We start from the raw sequence: 18,293 nt of genomic DNA, 5'->3' as shown, positions 1-18,293 counted from the left end.
CGGCAAGCGGAGGGAGGTGAAATATGGCTGTAAGCGGTACAATCCGGACCTATTTCAATGGCAGCTGGCATGACGGTGACCTGCCGGTGATGCGGGCGGCGGATCATGCAATGTGGCTGGGGTCCTCAGTGTTCGACGGCGCACGGTTCTTTGACGGGGTGACCCCGGATCTGGACCTCCACTGCGCCCGCACCAATGCCTCGGCGAAGGCGCTGCTGATGACGCCCACGCACACTGTTGAGCAAATGGTGGAGCTGATCCGCGAGGGTCTGGAGGGGTTTGTCCCCGGTTCGGCCGTCTATATCCGGCCGATGTACTGGGCCGCCGATGGCGACGGGACCCTGATTGCCCCGGACCCGGACAGCACCCGCTTTGCCGTCAGCCTGGAGGAGATCCCGATGGCGCCGGACACGGCCGCCGCAACTCTCACCCGCACCCGCTTCCGTCGCCCGGTGCTGGAGAACGCGGTGGTGAACGCCAAGGCCGGCTGCCTCTATCCCAACAACGCGCGGATGCTGCGCGAAGCCCGCAGCAAGGGCTTCACCAATGCGCTGGTGCAGGACGCCATGGGCAATGTCGCGGAGACCGCCACCACCAATGTTTTCATGGTCCGCGATGGCGAGGTCTTCACTCCGATCCCCAACGGCACCTTCCTGGCCGGCATCACCCGCGCCCGGCACATCGTGAACATGCGCGCCGGTGGCATCACCGTGCATGAATGCGTGCTGGGGTATCAGGATTTCGAAGAAGCTGATGAGATCTTCCTCTCCGGCAACATGAGCAAAGTGACACCGGTCACCGCTTTCGACGAGTGCCAGTATCAAACCGGCCCCGTCGCCAAGCGGGTCCGTGAGATGTATTGGGACTGGGCCCGCAGCCAGACCTGACACGATGCGCTGCGCCGCAAGCGGAGGCTCCCGCCCGTTCCGGGGCCTTTTTCAAAGGCCCTTGCACAGTTGGGCATGGCACCGTGCCTGCGCACAGTGCCGCGCCGCTCCTTGCGCGGCGCCAGGCCCAAGGCCGCAAAGGGGCTTCCGGCGCAGCCGGAAGATCCTGCGGGCGCGGGAGCGCCTCCCCGCCCGGACCTAGCGCCAGTTTCCTGAAACGGCTCAATGGGTTTGGCTCTATTGCCTGATGCGCCCGCTTGCGTCATGATCCGCCGAGGAACAACGAGAGAGCGAAAATGCGCAAATTCCTTGTGGTACTGGATGACAGCCGCGAATGCCTGAACGCCATGCGGTTCGCCGCGATGCGCGCGGCGCATACCGGTGCCGGCGTCACCATCCTGTCGGTGATCCCGCCGGACGAGTTCAACCACTGGATCGGTGTTGGCGAAGTGATGCGGGAGGAAGCCCGCGAGCGGATCCATGCGCATTTCGAAGTCTTTGCCAAATGGATGCGCGACCGCCAGAACGTCGACCCGGAACTGGTGATCCGCGAGGGCGAGCCGGTGCCGGAAATCCTTGACTACATCGAGGGCGATCCGGAAATCGGCGTGCTGGTGCTGGGGGCCGGCACCGGGCGCAAGGGACCGGGCCCGCTGGTCACCCAGCTGACCAAGAATTCCGGCACCCTGCCGGTGCCGATCACCATCGTGCCGGGCGACCTCAGCAAAGAGAAACTGGAAGCAATTACCTGAGCAGAAGGCACGGCAGCGGCGATGAGTGGCAGGATCTCATTCTGGTTCGAGTTCGCCTCCACCTATTCTTATCTCAGCGTGATGCGGATTGGCGAGCTGGCTGCCGGCCGCGGAATATCCGTTACCTGGAAACCGTTCTTGCTGGGGCCGGTGTTCGCCGCCCAGGGCTGGGATACCTCCCCGTTCAATATCTACCCCGCCAAAGGCCGCTACATGTGGCGCGACATGGAGCGGATCTGCGCGGCCCGCGGGCTGCCCTTCCGCCGCCCGGATCCGTTTCCGCAAAACGGACTGAAGGCAGCCCGGCTGGCTTTGGCCGCCGCCGAGCAGGACTGCCTTGAAGCTTTCACAATGGCGGTGTTCCAAGCGCAGTTCGGAGACGGCTCGGATATTTCCAGCGACGCGGTGCTTCAAGAATGCCTCCGCAAATCCGGCCTTGATGCAGGTTTGATTTCACGCGCACAATCCGCCGATATCAAATCGGCGCTGCGGTCACAGACCGAAGAGGCGATTACAGCCGGCATTTTCGGCGCGCCCAGCTTTACCTGTGGCCCGGAGCTGTTCTGGGGCGACGACCGTCTGGAGCAAGCGCTGGAGCACGCCGCAGGCCGCCCGAATTTAGAATAGTTCCAAATCTTGACTTGGCAGGCCGCAAGGCGCATATCGGGGGCACGCTTAACGGAGACCCGACATGTTCATTCAGACCGAATCCACGCCCAACCCGGCGACGCTGAAATTCCTGCCGGGCCAAACCGTTCTGGAGGTCGGCACCGCCGACTTCCCCAGTGCAGACGCTGCAGGTAAATCCCCGCTGGCCTCCCGCATCTTTGCGGTTGAAGGCGTGACCGGCGTGTTCTTCGGCAATGATTTCGTGACCGTGACCAAGGCCGACGGTGTTGATTGGGACCACATCAAACCCGCCATCCTGGGCGCGGTGATGGAGCATTACCAGTCCGGCCAGCCGGTGATGGCGGACGGCTCTGCCGATCCGGCCTCCGGCCACGCCGAGCATTCCGGCGAGGACGCCGAAATCGTCAACCAGATCAAGGAGCTGCTGGACAGCCGCGTGCGCCCGGCAGTGGCTCAGGACGGCGGCGACATCACCTTCCACGGCTTTGACCGCGGCGTTGTCTACCTGCACATGCAAGGCGCCTGCGCGGGCTGCCCGTCCTCGACCCTGACCCTGAAGATGGGGATCGAGAACCTGCTGCGCCACTACATCCCGGAAGTCACCGAAGTGCGCCCGGTTGCCGTCTGACCGGCTGCGAAAGGACAACACATGACCTCCGAACCGCTGGTTCTGGGCTTTGACACATCGGCCGCGCATTGCGCGGCCGCTTTGCTGCGCGGGGATCAGCTGCTGGCCTCCCGGCTGGAAGAAATGACCCGCGGCCAGGCCGAACGGCTGATGCCGCTGCTGGAAGAAGTTCTGGCAGAAGGCGGCGCCGCGTGGGCCGACCTTGATGCCATCGGCGTCGGTGTCGGTCCCGGCAATTTCACCGGCATCCGCATCGCGGTATCCGCCGCCCGCGGCCTGGCGCTTGGGCTGGAGATTCCGGCCGTAGGCGTTGACGGGTTTGAGGCCCGCGCGGCCGAAGGCACCCTGCCCGCGGTGCCGGCGCCGCGCGATCAGGTCTATGCCGCATTGCCGGGCGAGGCGCCGCGTCTGATGCCGCGCCAGGAGGCAGAGGATGCCGCCCGCGGCGCCGGACTGGCGTTTGCGCCTGAGGCGAGCCCCGCGGGGATGGCCGAAGCCATCGCCCGGATCGCAGCCGCGCGGTTTCAGACTGTAACCGAGCCGCCTGCCCCCTTGTACCTGCGCTCCGCCGATGCCGCACCGTCCAGCGATGTGCCGCCGGCACTGATTGATGGCTGACCCGCTGACACCTGAAGCGATGGCCGCCACCCATGCCGCGGCCTTCACCCAGTCGCGGCCCTGGTCGGCGGCGGAGTTTGCCTCCCTGCTGGACAGCCCGCTGACCTTTGCCGCGGGCGACAACCGCTGCTTTGCACTGGTGCGGGTGATCGCGGATGAGGCAGAGCTGCTGACCATTGCCACCGCCCCCGGCCATCAGCGCCAGGGCCTGGCCCGCGCCTGCATGGCGGATTGGGAATCAGCTGCCCGCGCACGCGGCGCGGCTGAGGTGTTCCTGGAAGTCGCCGCCGACAACGCCCCGGCACAAGCGCTGTACCGCGCCTGCGGATTCGCGGAATGCGGGCGCCGGGCCGGATATTACCGCCGGGAAGGGGCAAAACCGGCGGATGCAATCCTGATGAGAAAAGGTTTACGCTAGGCCAGTTGCGCGGATTTCGCACCAAATGGTCAAAAAGCGGTTGACCCTCTCCCTGCCCTGCAGGCTAAATTGCCGCACCCTCTATGGCCTGAACGTGGCCGGGCAGCGGAAATTCCCCGCTGCATCCAACAAAAATGACAGTGGGAGTTAACCTGATGACCCTGATGAAACCGCTGATGGGCGCAGCCGCGTCGCTGGCCCTGACAGCAGGTGCCGCGCTGGCCGAGCCCGCGCTGATCTTCGACCTGGGCGGCAAGTTCGACAAGAGCTTTAACGAAGCCGCGCATAACGGCGCCCAGCGCTGGGTCGAGGAGACCGGCGGCAGCTACCGCGAGATCGAGCTGCAGTCCGAAGCCCAGCGCGAGCAGGCGCTGCGCCGCTTCGCCGAGGCCGGCGCCAACCCGATCGTGATGGTGGGCTTTGCCTTTGCCGACGCCCTGGGCCAGGTGGCAGCCGACTATCCGGACACCAAGTTCACCATCATCGACATGGTGGTTGAAGGCGACAACGTGCGTTCGGTTGTCTTCAACGAGCACGAAGGCTCCTATCTGGTCGGCATGCTGGCGGCGATGGCGTCCAAGTCGAACACCGTAGGCTTTATCGGCGGCATGGACATCCCGCTGATCCGCAAGTTCGCCTGCGGCTATGCCGAAGGCGTCAAGGCCGCCAACCCGGACGCCAAGGTGATTTCCAACATGACCGGCACCACCCCGGCAGCTTGGAACGACCCGGTGAAGGGATCGGAGCTGACCAAGGCGCAGATCTCCCAGGGCGCTGACGTGGTCTATGCCGCGGCCGGCGGCACCGGTGTGGGCGTTCTGCAAACCGCGGCCGACGAGGGCATCCTGTCGATCGGCGTGGACAGCAACCAGAACCACCTGCACCCGGGCAAGGTGCTGACCTCGATGACCAAGAACGTCGGCAACGCCGTGTTCGAGGCGTTCTCGGACGGTGCCGAGATGGAGACCGGCTTCTCTGTCATGGGCCTGGCCAATGGCGGCGTCGGCTATGCAATGGATGAGCACAACGCCGATCTGGTGACCGGCGAGATGAAGGCCGCGGTGGACGACGCTGCTGCCAAGATCGCCTCGGGCGAGCTCAAGGTGCATGACTACATGTCCGATGACAGCTGCCCGGCACTGAGCTTCTAAAGAGAAAGCCCCAGGCCATGACGGAGTTTATTCATATTCTGTTTGCGGCCTGGGGCGACCCAACCCCCGAAGGCCGTGTTGCAAAAACCGACGCGGCGATCGGGCCCGAATTCTATTATTCCGATCCCAACACCCCCGCCCCTATCGAGGGCCGCGACGCCTATCTGGACTATATCGCGCAGTTCAGCGCGAAAATGCCGGGCGCCGAGGCCAAAGTCGTGGCCGTCTCGGAACACCATGGCCACGCGCGTGCCACGGTGGATTTTCTGAAGGACGGCACCCGCATGGTGCGCGGCCAGTATTTTGCTGATCTGCAAGATGGCAAAGTGGTGCGGCTGATCGGATTTACAGGCATGGGAGAGCCCTCTTGACTGCCCCCGCCATCGAACTCAAAGGCATCTCCAAGGCCTTTGGCCCGGTCCAGGCAAACAAGGACATTTCCATCCGCGTCGCCCCCGGCACCATTCACGGTATCATCGGTGAAAACGGTGCGGGCAAGTCGACGCTGATGTCGATCCTCTACGGCTTTTACAAGGCCGACAAAGGGGAAGTCTTCATCAACGGCAAGAAGACCGAGATTCCGGACAGCCAGGCGGCGATTGCCGCGGGCATCGGCATGGTGTTCCAGCATTTCAAACTGGTGGAGAATTTCACCGTGCTGGAAAACATCGTGCTGGGCGCCGAGGACAGCGGCATGCTGATGCCCTCGCTGCGCCGCGCCCGCAAGGAGCTGAAGGCGCTGGAAGAGGAATACGAACTGTTCGTGGACCCCGATGCGCGCATCGACGAAATCGGCGTCGGCGCGCAGCAGCGGGTGGAAATCCTCAAGGCGCTGTACCGCAAGGCGGAGATCCTGATCCTCGACGAGCCGACCGGCGTGCTGACACCGTCGGAGGCCGACCAGCTGTTCCGCATCCTCGACCGGCTGCGCGCCGAGGGGAAGACCATCATCCTGATCACCCACAAGCTGCGGGAGGTGATGGAGTACACCGACACCGTTTCGGTGATGCGGCGCGGCCAGATGACCGCGACCGTCAAGACCGCCGAGACCAGCCCCGAGCATCTGGCGGAGCTGATGGTGGGCCGCAAGGTGCTGCTGCGCGTCGATAAGGTGCCCGCCCAGCCTGGCGCCCCGATCCTGGAGATCGAGAACCTGCGGGTAGTGGACGAAGCCGGCGTCGAGCGCGTCAAGGGCATCGACCTGACCGTGCGCGCGGGCGAGATCGTCGGCATTGCCGGCGTGGCGGGCAACGGCCAGTCGGAACTGCTGGAGGTTCTGGGCGGCATGCGTCCGGGCACCGGCAGCATCAAGCTGCACGGCACCCCCCTGCCCCTGCGCGGGCCGGGCTCGGATGCCAAGGCGCGCCGGGACGCCCACATCGGCCATGTGCCGGAGGACCGCCAGCGCGAGGGCCTGATCATGGACTTCCACGCTTGGGAGAACGTGGCTTTCGGCTATCACCGCGATGCGGCCTATCAGAAGGGTGTGCTGATGAACAACGCCTCCCTGCAGGCCGATACCGAAGCCAAGATGGAGAAGTTTGACGTGCGCCCGCCGGATCCCTGGCTGGCGGCCAAGAATTTCTCCGGCGGCAACCAGCAGAAGATCGTTGTTGCGCGCGAGATCGAGCGCAACCCGGACCTGCTGCTGGTCGGCCAGCCGACCCGCGGCGTCGATATCGGCGCCATCGAATTCATTCACAAGCAGATTGTCGCGCTGCGCGATCAGGGCAAGGCGATCCTGCTGGTCTCGGTCGAACTGGAAGAGATCCTGTCGCTCTCCGACCGCGTCGCTGTGATGTTTGACGGCATGATCATGGGCGAACGCCCGGCGGATCAGACCGATGAGAAAGAGCTCGGCCTGCTGATGGCCGGTGTCGCGGGGGAGGCCGCGTAAATGGACAAGATGCCGAAATGGGCCGATGTGGTCCTGATCCCGCTGATCAGCCTGATCCTGGCTGCACTGCTGTCGGCGCTGGTGATCCTCGGGATCGGCGAGGACCCGGTGGCCGCGGTCAAGCTGATGGTCGACGGCGCCCTGGGCTCCACCTATGGCTGGGGCTACACGCTCTATTACGCCACCAACTTCATGTTCACCGGCCTGGCGGTGGCGGTTGCCGCCCATGCCGGCCTGTTCAACATCGGCGGCGAGGGCCAGGCGATGCTGGGCGGCCTGGGCGTGGCGCTGGTCTGCCTGCTGATCCCTTGGCCGCATTGGACGCTGGCGCTGGTCTTTGCTGCCCTTGGCGCCGGGATCTTTGGGGCTGCCTGGGCCGCAATCCCGGCCTATCTGCAGGCCAAGCGCGGCAGCCATATCGTGATCACCACCATCATGTTCAACTTCATCGCCGCGGCGGTGCTGAACTATGTGCTGGTCAACGTGCTGCGCCCCGAAGGCTCGATGGACCCGGCCACCGAACGCTTCCCCGAGGCGGTGCACCTGCCCTCCCTGCATGAGCTGCTGGCCCCGATCGGCATCAACTTCTCCAAGTCGGCCCCCGCCAACGTCAGCCTGCTGGTTGCCATGGGCGCCTGCCTGTTCGTCTGGCTGCTGATCTGGCGCACGCCGCTGGGTTATGAGATCCGCTCCCTGGGCAAATCGGAGCCCGGCGCCCGCTATGCCGGCATCTCCTCGGTCCGCACGATCATGATCGCGATGCTGATCTCCGGCGCGCTGGCCGGCATGATGGCCGTGAACAACGTGATGGGCGAAGCGGAACGCCTGGTGCTGAACGCCACCGAAGGCGCCGGCTTCATCGGCATCGCGGTGGCGCTGATGGGGCGCAACCATCCGTTTGGAGTGTTCCTGGCAGCGATCCTCTTCGGCTTCCTCTACCAGGGCGGCGCGGAGCTGGCGCTGTGGACCTCGATCCCGCGCGAGCTGATCGTGGTGATCCAGGCCCTGGTGATCCTGTTCACCGGCGCGCTCGACAACATGGTGCGGATGCCGCTTGAGAAGATCTTCCTGGCGGTGCGGAAGGGGCAGAACTGATGGATTTCCTGACGATCATCCAGATTCTGGATTCCACCGTCCGCCTGGCCACGCCGCTGCTGCTGGCCTGCCTCGCCGGCCTCTACTCCGAGCGTGCAGGCATCTTTGACATCGGCCTGGAAGGCAAGATGCTGATGGCCGCCTTCTTCTCCGCCGCCGTCGCTGCAGTGACCGGCAACGTCTGGCTGGGGCTGCTGGCGGGCATCGGCTCCTCGCTGCTCCTGGCACTTCTGCACGGGGTGGCGTCGATCACCTTCCGCGGCAACCAGCTGATTTCCGGCGTTGCGATCAACTTTTTGGCCGCGGGCATGACGGTGCTGATCGCCCAGGACTGGTTCCAGCAGGGCGGCCGCACGCCGTCGCTGTTCAGCGGCGGCCGGTTCACCCCGATCACCTTGCCCTTTGCCGACAGCCTCTCTGGCGTGCCTGTTCTGGGCCCGATTTACTCCGAGCTGCTGTCAGGCCATTCGGTGCTGGTCTACCTCGCCTTCCTGGCGGTGCCGGCCACCTGGTGGATCCTGTTCCGCACCCGCTTTGGCCTGCGCCTGCGCGCAGTGGGTGAAAACCCGGCGGCAGTGGACACCGCGGGAGTCTCGGTTGTCGGCCTGCGCTACGGCGCGGTGATGATCTGCGGCCTGCTGTGCGGCATCGCAGGCGCCTATCTGGCCACCGCGCTGCAGGCGGGCTTCGTCAAGGACATGACCGCCGGCCGCGGGTTCATCGCGCTCGCCGCGCTGATCTTTGCCAAGTGGCGACCGTGGCACGCGATGGGTGCCTGCCTGTTGTTCGGTCTGCTGCAGGCGGTCGCCCTGCGGTTCCAGAACATCGAGCTTGGCGGCATCGTGATCCCGGTTCAGGCCATGGACGCGCTGCCTTATGTGCTGACGGTGGTGATCCTGGCCGGCTTCGTCGGCAAGGCGATCCCGCCCCGTGCCGGCGGCCAGCCATACGTCAAGGAGCGCTGAGCGCCGTAACGGAAACACCGGAACGCCCGGCCTTGCGCCGGGCGTTTCTTTTTCCTGCCTGCTCCCGGCCTGCGTCTTTTCCGGGATAAGGGCCGCGGCAGCGGCAGCGCAAAGCGCCGTTCACTCTTGCCGCGGCAACGACGCAATTACACTCGAACAGGGCACTAAGGGGCAGCCCTGCCCCACCAGTGCACGGCGGCCACAGTTAAGTCCAGTTTACCGCGTCAAATCAGTCCTGCACGCTGCATAGCGGCATAGATCATTGATTTTTGAACGGTCTGCGGTCTAACAAAGATCATGCAGATATACCTTCCCATAGCTGAGGTCTCGGTGAATGCCTTCCTTCTTCTGGGCCTCGGAGGAATGGTCGGAATTCTCTCGGGCATGTTCGGAGTTGGCGGCGGCTTCCTGATGACGCCGCTGCTGTTCTTCATCGGCATCCCGCCGGCGGTTGCGGTGGCCACGGAAGCGAACCAGATTGTCGCCTCCTCCTTCTCCGGCGTGCTGGCGCATTTCCGAAGGCGCACGGTCGATATCAAGATGGGGCTTGTGTTGCAGGCTGGCGGCCTGATTGGGGCCGCGCTCGGGGTGGTGGTGTTCAACTACCTCAAGGCGCTTGGCCAGGTCGATTTGCTGGTCAAGCTCTGCTACGTCGTCTTCCTGGGTGTTGTCGGCGGGCTGATGTTCATCGAAAGCCTGAACGCCATCCGCAAGGCAAAGAAGGCGGGCGGCAGCGCCCCTGCGGCCCGGCGCCAGCGCGGCTGGGTGCATGCGCTGCCCTTCAAGATGCGCTTCCGCACCTCCGGGCTCTATATTTCGGTGATCCCGCCCATTCTGGTTGGTGTGGCCGTGGGTATTCTGGCAGCAATCATGGGTGTCGGCGGCGGCTTCATCATGGTGCCCGCGATGATCTACATCCTCGGCATGCCGACCAAGGTGGTTGTCGGCACCTCGCTGTTCCAGATCATCCTGGTCACCGGCTTTACCACCATGCTGCACGCCACCACCAACTACACGGTGGATATCGTGCTGGCGGTTCTCCTGCTGATCGGCGGTGTTATTGGCGCCCAGATCGGCACCCGCATCGGCGTTTATCTCAAAGCCGAACAGCTGCGTATCCTGCTGGCGCTGATGGTCATCGCGGTCTGCGTCAAGCTGGGCCTCGACCTGCTGCTGCAGCCCTCCGAGATCTTCTCCCTGGGCGAGCCGGGAGGGCATTGATCATGCGCAAGCTGCTCCTGTCCGCCCTGACGGCCGCCAGCCTGGCCCTGTTGCCGCAATCCGCCGCTCAGGCCGGCAAGGAAGAGGTTGTGCTCGGCCTCAGCCAGGACCGGGTGGCTATCACTGCCACCTTCGACGGTTCGGAAATCCTGGTCTTCGGTGCGGTGAAACGCGAAACCCCGATCCCGCAGGACGACCCGCTGGAAGTGGTGGTCACCGTCTCCGGCCCGGCCCCCTCCGTCATGGTGCGGCGCAAGGAAAAGAAGCTGGGGATCTGGGTCAATGTCGACAGCGTTCTGGTCGACTCGGCGCCGGCGTTCTACGCCGTGGCCACCAGCGCCCCGTTCAAGGAGGTGCTGACGGACACCGAGGACCTGCGCTACAGGATTTCGATCAAGCGCGCGATCCGCTCGGTCGGCGCTGCCATGCATATCCGCGGCGCCCAGGCCTTTGCCGATGCGGTAGTGCGGATCCGCGAGAAGAACGGGCTTTACTCCCTGCGCGAAAACACCGTTGCGGTGGATGAGCAAACGCTGTTCCGCACTGCCATCACGATGCCCGCCGACCTCACCGAGGGGGAATACCAGACCAGGATTTTCCTGACCCGCGGGGGCGAAGTGGTGTCGAGCTACGAGACCACCATCGACGTGCGCAAGGTGGGGCTGGAACGGTTCCTGTACTCGCTCTCGCGCGAGCAGCCGTTCCTCTATGGCCTGATGTCGCTGGCGATTGCCATTGCGGCCGGCTGGGGCGCGTCCGCAGCTTTCAGCCTGCTCAGGAACCGGTAACGAGGACCCAACCCACCGAAGACAGGTGGGAGGGGCGCAGCCCCTCTTGGCCTTGCGGCCAATTCACCCCGGAGTATTGCGGGAAAGATGAAGCGCCGTGCGGCTTTCTGATTTGTACGCCTGCCGGCGGCCCGCTGCGCGCCAGCGCAGCGCCCGGCCCAACGGGAGCGGCGCATCCGGGATGCGCCAGCGACGGGCGGGAGCGCTCAGCCGCGGCCGATGTAGGGCATCTTGGTGGCCATCACCGTCATGAACTGCACGTTGGCTTCCAGCGGCAGATTGGCCATGTGCAGCACCGACTTTGCCGCATCCTCCACCGCGAAGGTGTGCATCGGTTCGGCACCGGGGTTGGCCTCTGCGTGGCGCTGGCTCAAATCCTCCACCATCGGCGTGCGGGTGTTGCCGATGTCGATCTGGCCGCAGGCGATGTCAAAGGGGCGGCCGTCAAGCGACAGGCTTTTAGTGAGGCCGGTGATGGCTGCCTTGGTGGCTGCGTATGGCGCTGAATGGGGTCGCGGCACATAAGCGGCGATGGAGCCGTTGTTGATGATCCGCCCGCCCTGCGGCGCCTGCTGCCGCATCTGGCGGAAGGCAGCGCGGGCGGTCAGGTACATCCCGGTGAGGTTCACGTTCACCGAGGCAAACCAGTCTTCCAGCGGGATTTCGTCGATGGTGCCCGGCGGGGTGAAGATGCCGGCGTTGTTGAACAGCACATCCAGCCGCCCGGCCGCCATGGCAAAGCTGTTAACCGCATGATCCACCGCTGCCGGGTCCGTGACATCCGCAGGCAGCACCTGGGCGTTTGCAAAGCCCTGCGCCACCTCCTCCAGCTTACCCGCCCGGCGGGCCACAAGGCCCACCTGCCAGCCTTCGGACAAAAACAGCTCCGCCACGGCGCGGCCGATGCCGGAGCTTGCGCCGGTGATCAGGATCGAATGGCTCATGCGGGGGTATCCTCCTGTGCTTCAAGGGTGAGCGCGGCGGCGGGCATGGCTTTGAGATCATCCACCGGCAGCGGGCCAGTGGGCTTGGCGAGGCGGTTGCGGACCACCCAGATCAGCCGCTCCTGCGCCCGGGTGATGGCGACATAGGCCAGCCGTTTCCACAGGGGCTGGCCTGCCTCTACCCGGCCCATACGCGCGGCGGCGTAGATGTCCGGGGCAAAGACCTGCGCGGTATCCCATTGCGAGCCCTGCGCCTTGTGGATGGTCACCGCCGCGCCATGCAGAAAGGTTGCGCCCATGCGGGCGGCATAGGGGATAAAAGGCTCTTCCTCGTCCGGCTTCTCGATCTTCACAATCGAGGCGGCTGAGACCTGCGGATCTTCCGCCCCCATCACGTGCAGGCGGGAAAAGCCGGGTTTGCGGCCGGGGCCGAGAAAGATCACCTGCGCGCCTTTGATCAGGCCGCGGGCCTCCAGGTCCAGGCGTTTCTTGCGGTGCTTCATCGGCAGCTCGATACCGTCGCAAATCAGCGGCTCGCCTGCGATCAGCTCATCCTCCGGCGCGCCATGCACGGCGCGGAAGGCGTTGATCAGCCGGATGCGGGTGTTGTTGCGCCAGACCAGCACCGGCGAGCGCGCCATCAGGTCGACCTCCACCCGCTGGCCCCAGACCACCCGGTCGTCGCGGCGGGCTGTGTCCTCCACCATGCGCTCGAAATCCTCGAAACCCACTTGCGGGTCGGCCAGCGCGTGAGCGAGGTCGAGGATCGGGTTGCCAGCTTCCTGCCGGTGTATGCGGTTCAGGATCAGGCGGCGCGGCTCAGGCAGCGCGTCGAACACCATCGAGCCCGACTGGTTGACCGGCGCCAGCTGCGCCGGGTCGCCGAACAGGATCAGATTGGGGAAGATCTCCTTCAAATCCTCGAACTGGCGGTCGTCCAGCATCGAGGCTTCGTCGACAAAGCCGATGTCCAGCGGCTCTTCACGCCGTTTCCAGCCGGTGATGAAATCGGAACCGCGCAGGCCCGCGGCTGCCAGCGCGCCGGGGATTGACTTGTTCTTCTCAAAAAATGCCGCGGCGCGGGCCAGCGCCTCCTCGGTCAGGCCTTCGATGTCAGGCTGATCCCCCTGCCCGGCCAGCCATTCGGCAATGCGCTCGTATTCCGGGTCATAGACCGGGGTGTAAAGGATGCGGTGGATGGTGGTTGCAGGAACCCCGCGCAGGCGCAGGACGCTCGCAGCCTTGTTGGTGGGCGCCAGGATTGCCAGGGTGCGGCGGTCTTCGCCCTTCTTACGGCTCTCGTAGTCGCCCGAGACGACTTCAACCCCGGCCTGTTCCAGCGCCTTGTACAGCTCCGCGAGCAGCAGGGTCTTGCCCGATCCCGCCTTGCCGATCACCGCCATCACCCCTGCATCGCCGCGGGGCGGGTGCAAAAGCCCGTCATCAAGGTCGACCCCCGCCTGGCGCAGGAGTTCGGTCACGCTGTCAAAAGCCGTGGCCTGGTCATCGGAAAACTGTACGGGCAGAGCTGTCATGGCGCGACCCTACAGCCGCGGGACCAGGTCCGCCAGAGGATCCGGCCCCGGTTTACGTTTTGATCACGCGCTCAGCGCCACCGGACCTGAAGCGCCGGCGCCGCCGAAGGAGCGGTCGAACCAAAGCTGCGACAGCTCCGGCGGGATGCCCGCCTTGCGCGACACGCTGAGGTAGGTCTCCTCGGCATACTCCCAATAGCCCATGCAGATGGGGTTGCGCCCCTCGCGTTGCGTGCTGGCAATCTCTGGCGCGAAGCCCAGATTGCGGAAAGCCCTGGCCGTGTGCCGGTAGAAGACAGCCGTGTAGTGGGGGATGTCAAAGTTCCGCATGATCTCGAGGCTGCCTAGCATCAGCCCGGCTCCGATCCTGCCATGCACGTTTCGGGACAGGCAGAAGCGGGTGCACTCCCAGATCAGCGGGCTGCAGATGGGCACACCGCCGCAGAGATCCAGGAAAATTTCATTCACCATCACACGGCCGGTCGTGGGCAGAAACCGCATGGAGCCGCCATGGCTGCCATCAGGCATCTCCCAGATCATGTAGAGCGGATCCAGCTCGTCGTACTGGTCTCTCTCCTCGCCGTTGACGTCCACCTGCACATCCCAGCCGAGCCGTGTCTTGAACTGATCCGCCCTGTCCCGGAACATCGAATGGGCCAAGGCGGCATGGTTGTGAAGGTCGTGGCCATAAACATAGCGCAGCATTGCAAAATCCCCTTTTAGTAGAAAAACAGGGGAATGATACGCTCTTTAAGGTTAATGCCGGAGAGGATTTACACCTAAAGGTGTAGTGCTACCGTTAAATCACAATCAAACCAAGGCTCAGAGCCCGGGCGATGGCGTGTGTGGTATTGATTGCGCCGAGTTTGAACCGGGCGCTTTCGATGTAGACGCGCAAGGTGTGTTCCGAGATCGAAAGGGTCTGTGAGACCTGCGCACGGCTGTAGCCGATCGCCAGCAGGGTCAGGGCATCGACTTCCCGCGGCGACAGCGGCTGGGCTTGTTCGGCCGCCCTTGTCGGTTCCAGCTCCAGCACCTTGCGGTTGAAGTAATGCGCCACCAGAATGAAATCCCGGCCATACTTGCCGATAAGTTTTTCCCAGGCTGCGTCGTCGCAGTTGTGGCTGAGCGTGAACAGCGCGAACTGGCCGTTTGGCCCTCTGATCGGGATCGCATAGCCTTGATTGCCCACACCATGCACCAGCGCGTCTTTGAGAAACTCACGCGCCGGTTTGGGGTTCCAGTCTAGCCGTTTCCAATCGACCGGATGAAAACGCTGGTAGCAGCCCACGACAACCGGATCGACCCGCGAATAAGCTTTGTCCAGATAGCGGTCGGTCCACTCCTTAGAGTAGGTGCCGAAGTAATAGTGGTTTCCGGCGGTCTCCACCCAGAGGTACATCGCGTGGTCGACAGCAAACACCTCGCAGACCTGCTCGACGATCAGCTGCAGGCCTTCCAAGGTCTCAGTGGCGTCAAGCGCCTCCAAAATGCGGTCGAGTTCTGCTTTGTATGCCATGAAGTTGTTTGCTGTTGCCTCTTCGGTCCGGCCCCGGTTCTGATCGTTTGCCGCGGCAAGATGTTCTGCAGCGGACGGGCCGGTGTTTCCTGTTGTTTTGCAGCGAGGACCTCCCGGAGGTCAATGCGAAGGTTCCGCATTCGTTTATTTTGAGTGAACAGATCCGGCTGGCCGCGAAAAAACTGCGCAAAAACCGCGTAATAGAGATTCATCTTTTTCGGCAATCCGCCGCGACCTCCCCAGGAATAGCGAGGCCACAGCCCGCAATAGGCTGAATTCCTTCGGCATAATTCCGCAATTCCAGCAAAAAACCGCGAACCACCCGGGTGATTCGCGGCGTTTTGCAGAATCGAACCGGCATTAATGCCGGAGCGGGATCAAGCGTCCAGAACGTCCTGCAGAGTGCGCAGACCGGTCTTCGGCGCCTGCACCAGCACCGACATGTTGCCCGGCAGGTGCTCGTTGCGCAGCATCTTCATGTGCGCCTCCGGCAGGTCGTTCCAGGTGAACACCTCCGACATGCAGGGGTCCAAGCGGCGCTCAACCATCAGCTTGTTGGCAGCAGCGGCTTGCTTGAGGTGGGCAAAGTGCGAGCCCTGCAGGCGCTTCTGGTGCATCCACATGTAACGCACGTCAAAGGTCAGGTTATAGCCGGTGGTGCCGGCGCAAATCACGACCATGCCGCCTTTCTTGACCACGAAGGTCGAGACCGGGAAGGTGCTTTCGCCGGGGTGTTCGAACACCATATCGACGTTGTTGCCCTTGCCGGTGATGTCCCAGATCGCCTTGCCGAACTTGCGGGCTTCCTTGAACCACTCGGCATATTCCGGGGTGTTGACCGTGGGCAGCTGGCCCCAGCAGTTAAAGTCCTTGCGGTTCAGAACGCCCTTGGCGCCCAGACCCATGACAAAGTCGCGCTTGCTTTCGTCGGAGATCACGCCGATGGCGTTGGCGCCGGCGGTGTTGATCAGCTGGATCGCGTAGGAGCCGAGGCCGCCCGAGGCACCCCAGACCAGCACGTTCTGACCCGGCTTCAGGTCATGCGGCTCATGGCCGAACAGCATCCGGTAGGCGGTTGCCAGCGTCAGCGTGTAGCAGGCGCTTTCTTCCCAGGTCAGGTGCTTGGGGCGCGGCATAAGCTGCTGGGCCTGCACGTTGGTGAACTGGGCGAAGGACCCGTCCGGGGTCTCGTAGCCCCAGATCCGCTGGCTGGGGGAGTACATCGGGTCGCCGCCGTTGCATTCCTCGTCGTCGCCATCGTCCTGGTTGCAGTGGATGACAACCTCGTCGCCGACCTTCCAGCGGGTCACCTTGGAGCCCACCGCCCAGACAATGCCCGAGGCATCGGAGCCGGCGATGTGGAACGGCTTGCCGTGGCCGTCAAACGGCGAGATCGGCTTGCCCAGAGAGGCCCAGACGCCGTTGTAGTTCACGCCCGCTGCCATCACCAGAACCAGCACCTCGTGGCTGTCCAGCTCCGGCACGTCGACAACTTCCTGCACCATCGCGGTGTCGGGGTTGCCGTGACGCTCCCGGCGGATCGCCCATGCATACATCTTCTTGGGCACAAAGCCCATCGGGGGGATTTCCCCCATTTCATAGAGATCTTTCTCCGGCGCCTCGTACGACATGACGTCAGTCTGGGTATCCAATGCCATGATGGCCTCCTTTGTATCCTGTCCTTTGCCGCGGTGCAGAATCGCAGCGGTTATCTGAGGGATAGGATTGGCAGAGTAATATTGCAACCTCTTTTGGCGCATCTGGGTAATTTTATGACCCTGCGGATGCAGCATTCCCCTTAGCAGGTGCAGAAAAACCACGTTTTCCGTCCGCCTCCGCGCCGTCCCCGGGCAGCAGGTGGCGGATCGAATTGGCATAGAACGCCAGTATGTCGCGACGATCCTCCACCGGGGAAAACTGACCATTGGCCTCGGTCACCAGTCCGCGCCGCAGGAGTTGCCGCAGGCCGGTCTCAGCGGCATAGCCCAGGTTGTCCCGCGGCATGTGGACATGCGCCAGCGGCATCTCGGCAATCAGCCTGTCCATCCGGTGTTCGATGGCGGCGCGGCTGAGCGGCCCGTACCGCTGCAGGATGGCGGCGATCAGCGGCACCGGCAGCACCGGGACAATGGCGCTGATGCGCTCCATCAGCTCGCGCGCCAGCGGCTTGGTGATGTCCCCGTCCCGCCCGGCACCGAACCCGGCCAGGCTGAGCGGCCTGCCGAAATTGACCCCGGCATAACCGGAACGGTGATAGCGCCCGGTCATCCACAGCCACAGCTGCCGCAACAGCCGCAGCGCCACCAGCCCGATCCGGGCGCGGAACCGCCGCTCGCCCGCCCGGGCGGCAGAGGTCAGGATCTTGTCCTCCAGCACCCGGTCATAGTTCAGCGCCACTGGCACAAAAACCACATCGCGCCCGTCCGGATCATAGCCCTCGACGATGTATTTCAAGAGCCCCAGCCTCGGTGCCGCAAGGGCTCCGTCCAGGCTTAGGCCGCCTTCGGGGAACATCGCCTGGGTGGAGCCGCCGCGGGTGGCCAGCCGCACATAGGCGGCAAGCACCTTGCGGTAGAGATCATTGCGCGAGCGGCGGCGGATGAAATAGGCGCCCATCGCCCGAATCAGGCGGCTGAGCGGCCAGACCCGCGCCCATTCCCCCACCGCATAGGACAGCGCAGAGCGTTCCGCCGCCAGATAGGTGACCAGCACGTAGTCCATGTTGGAGCGGTGGTTCATCACGAAAACCACGGTGGACTTGGGGTCGATGGCGCGCAGCGCTTCCTCGTCCTGATGGCCCAGCCGCACCCGGTACACCGCGTTGGACAGGAACCGGGCCGCGCGGATGGCAAAGCTGAAGTAGGCGAAGGCCGAGAAACCCGGCACGATCTCGCGCGCATAGCGGCGCACCTGCTCAGAGGCCACATTTTCCGGGATGCCTTCCGCCGCCGCGTGGTCCGCCGCAGCTTGTGCCACCTGCGGGTCGTGGATCAGCCGCTGGATCATGTCATAGCGGCGGGTCAGTTTGAACGGCTCAATCGGGCGTTCAAGCCGCTTGTTCAGGCGCGCCACGGCGCGCTCCAGCCGCCGCCTGAAGAACCACCGCACCGACGGGAACAGGAAATGCGACGCAAAGGTCACCGCGGCAAAGCCGACGATCAGCACAAAGAGCCACAGCGGCAGTTCCACGGTTTGCGTCATCCCGCAAAGCCTTGCCCAAACCTGCCCGGTTTACAAGCCTTTGC

General features: G+C 64.2%; 19 protein-coding genes. 13 read left to right on the top strand and 6 right to left on the bottom strand.

Going from position 1 to position 18,293, the window contains the following annotated elements; translation table 11 throughout:
* Positions 1 to 23 precede the first annotated feature (23 nt).
* The 13 genes from ACXAED_RS12745 (at position 24) to ACXAED_RS12685 (ending at position 11,050) form a co-directional block, all read left to right on the top strand.
* The gene (locus ACXAED_RS12745; protein ID WP_475050292.1) at positions 24 to 887 is read left to right on the top strand and encodes a branched-chain amino acid aminotransferase; all 864 of its coding nucleotides are present in this window, start codon (positions 24 to 26) and stop codon (positions 885 to 887) included.
* Between the two features lie 296 nt (positions 888 to 1,183).
* On the top strand, positions 1,184 to 1,639 hold the full coding sequence (locus ACXAED_RS12740) for a universal stress protein (protein ID WP_027235076.1): 456 nt from the start codon (positions 1,184 to 1,186) through the stop codon (positions 1,637 to 1,639).
* A 21-nt stretch (positions 1,640 to 1,660) separates the two neighbouring features.
* A complete protein-coding gene (locus ACXAED_RS12735; RefSeq protein WP_475050289.1) occupies positions 1,661 to 2,266 on the top strand; it encodes a DsbA family protein in 606 nt (201 codons plus the stop codon).
* Between the two features lie 64 nt (positions 2,267 to 2,330).
* Positions 2,331 to 2,897 carry a NifU family protein gene (locus ACXAED_RS12730; protein WP_475050286.1) on the top strand — a complete coding sequence of 189 codons (567 nt, stop codon included), beginning with the start codon at positions 2,331 to 2,333 and terminating at the stop codon, positions 2,895 to 2,897.
* Positions 2,898 to 2,918: 21 nt separating this feature from the next.
* Complete coding sequence (gene tsaB, locus ACXAED_RS12725; RefSeq protein WP_475050285.1) at positions 2,919 to 3,515, top strand: tRNA (adenosine(37)-N6)-threonylcarbamoyltransferase complex dimerization subunit type 1 TsaB; 597 nt, start codon at positions 2,919 to 2,921, stop codon at positions 3,513 to 3,515.
* Positions 3,508 to 3,933 (top strand): GNAT family N-acetyltransferase, encoded by a 426-nt coding sequence (locus tag ACXAED_RS12720; protein ID WP_475050283.1) that lies wholly within the window; start codon positions 3,508 to 3,510, stop codon positions 3,931 to 3,933. The genes tsaB and ACXAED_RS12720 overlap by 8 nt, the downstream gene beginning before the upstream one ends.
* A gap of 155 nt (positions 3,934 to 4,088) precedes the next feature.
* On the top strand, positions 4,089 to 5,084 hold the full coding sequence (locus tag ACXAED_RS12715; protein ID WP_475050280.1) for a BMP family lipoprotein: 996 nt from the start codon (positions 4,089 to 4,091) through the stop codon (positions 5,082 to 5,084).
* 17 nt (positions 5,085 to 5,101) lie between these two features.
* Entirely contained in the window at positions 5,102 to 5,455 is a 354-nt protein-coding gene (locus tag ACXAED_RS12710; RefSeq protein ID WP_475050278.1) for a nuclear transport factor 2 family protein, read from the top strand.
* Positions 5,452 to 6,981 (top strand): ABC transporter ATP-binding protein, encoded by a 1,530-nt coding sequence (locus ACXAED_RS12705; RefSeq protein WP_475050275.1) that lies wholly within the window; start codon positions 5,452 to 5,454, stop codon positions 6,979 to 6,981. Before ACXAED_RS12710 ends, ACXAED_RS12705 begins: the two co-directional genes overlap by 4 nt.
* Positions 6,982 to 8,076, top strand: coding sequence for an ABC transporter permease (locus tag ACXAED_RS12700; RefSeq protein WP_475050273.1), 1,095 nt, complete (start codon positions 6,982 to 6,984; stop codon positions 8,074 to 8,076).
* Positions 8,076 to 9,041, top strand: a complete 966-nt coding sequence (locus ACXAED_RS12695) for an ABC transporter permease (RefSeq protein ID WP_475050271.1) — start codon at positions 8,076 to 8,078, stop codon at positions 9,039 to 9,041. Before ACXAED_RS12700 ends, ACXAED_RS12695 begins: the two co-directional genes overlap by 1 nt.
* 297 nt (positions 9,042 to 9,338) lie before the next feature.
* On the top strand, positions 9,339 to 10,262 hold the full coding sequence (locus tag ACXAED_RS12690) for a sulfite exporter TauE/SafE family protein (RefSeq protein WP_475050270.1): 924 nt from the start codon (positions 9,339 to 9,341) through the stop codon (positions 10,260 to 10,262).
* 2 nt (positions 10,263 to 10,264) lie between these two features.
* Entirely contained in the window at positions 10,265 to 11,050 is a 786-nt protein-coding gene (locus ACXAED_RS12685; protein WP_475050268.1) for a TIGR02186 family protein, read from the top strand.
* 206 nt (positions 11,051 to 11,256) lie between these two features.
* On the opposite strand, the gene ACXAED_RS12680 is transcribed toward ACXAED_RS12685, so the two are convergent.
* The 6 genes from ACXAED_RS12680 to ACXAED_RS12655 all read right to left on the bottom strand — a co-directional run bounded on the left by ACXAED_RS12680 (position 11,257) and on the right by ACXAED_RS12655 (position 18,249).
* Entirely contained in the window at positions 11,257 to 11,994 is a 738-nt protein-coding gene (locus tag ACXAED_RS12680; protein WP_475050266.1) for an SDR family oxidoreductase, read from the bottom strand.
* Entirely contained in the window at positions 11,991 to 13,529 is a 1,539-nt protein-coding gene (locus ACXAED_RS12675; RefSeq protein ID WP_475050264.1) for an ATP-dependent DNA helicase, read from the bottom strand. The genes ACXAED_RS12680 and ACXAED_RS12675 overlap by 4 nt, the downstream gene beginning before the upstream one ends.
* Before the next feature lie 63 nt (positions 13,530 to 13,592).
* A complete protein-coding gene (locus ACXAED_RS12670) occupies positions 13,593 to 14,234 on the bottom strand; it encodes an acyl-homoserine-lactone synthase (RefSeq protein WP_475050262.1) in 642 nt (213 codons plus the stop codon).
* A 94-nt stretch (positions 14,235 to 14,328) separates the two neighbouring features.
* Complete coding sequence (locus ACXAED_RS12665) at positions 14,329 to 15,048, bottom strand: helix-turn-helix transcriptional regulator (RefSeq protein WP_475050260.1); 720 nt, start codon at positions 15,046 to 15,048, stop codon at positions 14,329 to 14,331.
* 377 nt (positions 15,049 to 15,425) lie between these two features.
* The gene (gene ccrA, locus ACXAED_RS12660) at positions 15,426 to 16,706 is read right to left on the bottom strand and encodes a crotonyl-CoA carboxylase/reductase (RefSeq protein ID WP_475050258.1); all 1,281 of its coding nucleotides are present in this window, start codon (positions 16,704 to 16,706) and stop codon (positions 15,426 to 15,428) included.
* A gap of 112 nt (positions 16,707 to 16,818) precedes the next feature.
* The gene (locus tag ACXAED_RS12655; protein ID WP_475050255.1) at positions 16,819 to 18,249 is read right to left on the bottom strand and encodes a 1-acyl-sn-glycerol-3-phosphate acyltransferase; all 1,431 of its coding nucleotides are present in this window, start codon (positions 18,247 to 18,249) and stop codon (positions 16,819 to 16,821) included.
* Between the last annotated feature and the right edge of the window lie 44 nt (positions 18,250 to 18,293).

The organism is Leisingera sp. ABM4_103, from assembly GCF_056158685.1.
Note: the sequence above shows the minus strand (reverse complement) of the source record. Positions and strands in the feature narration are given on the sequence as shown.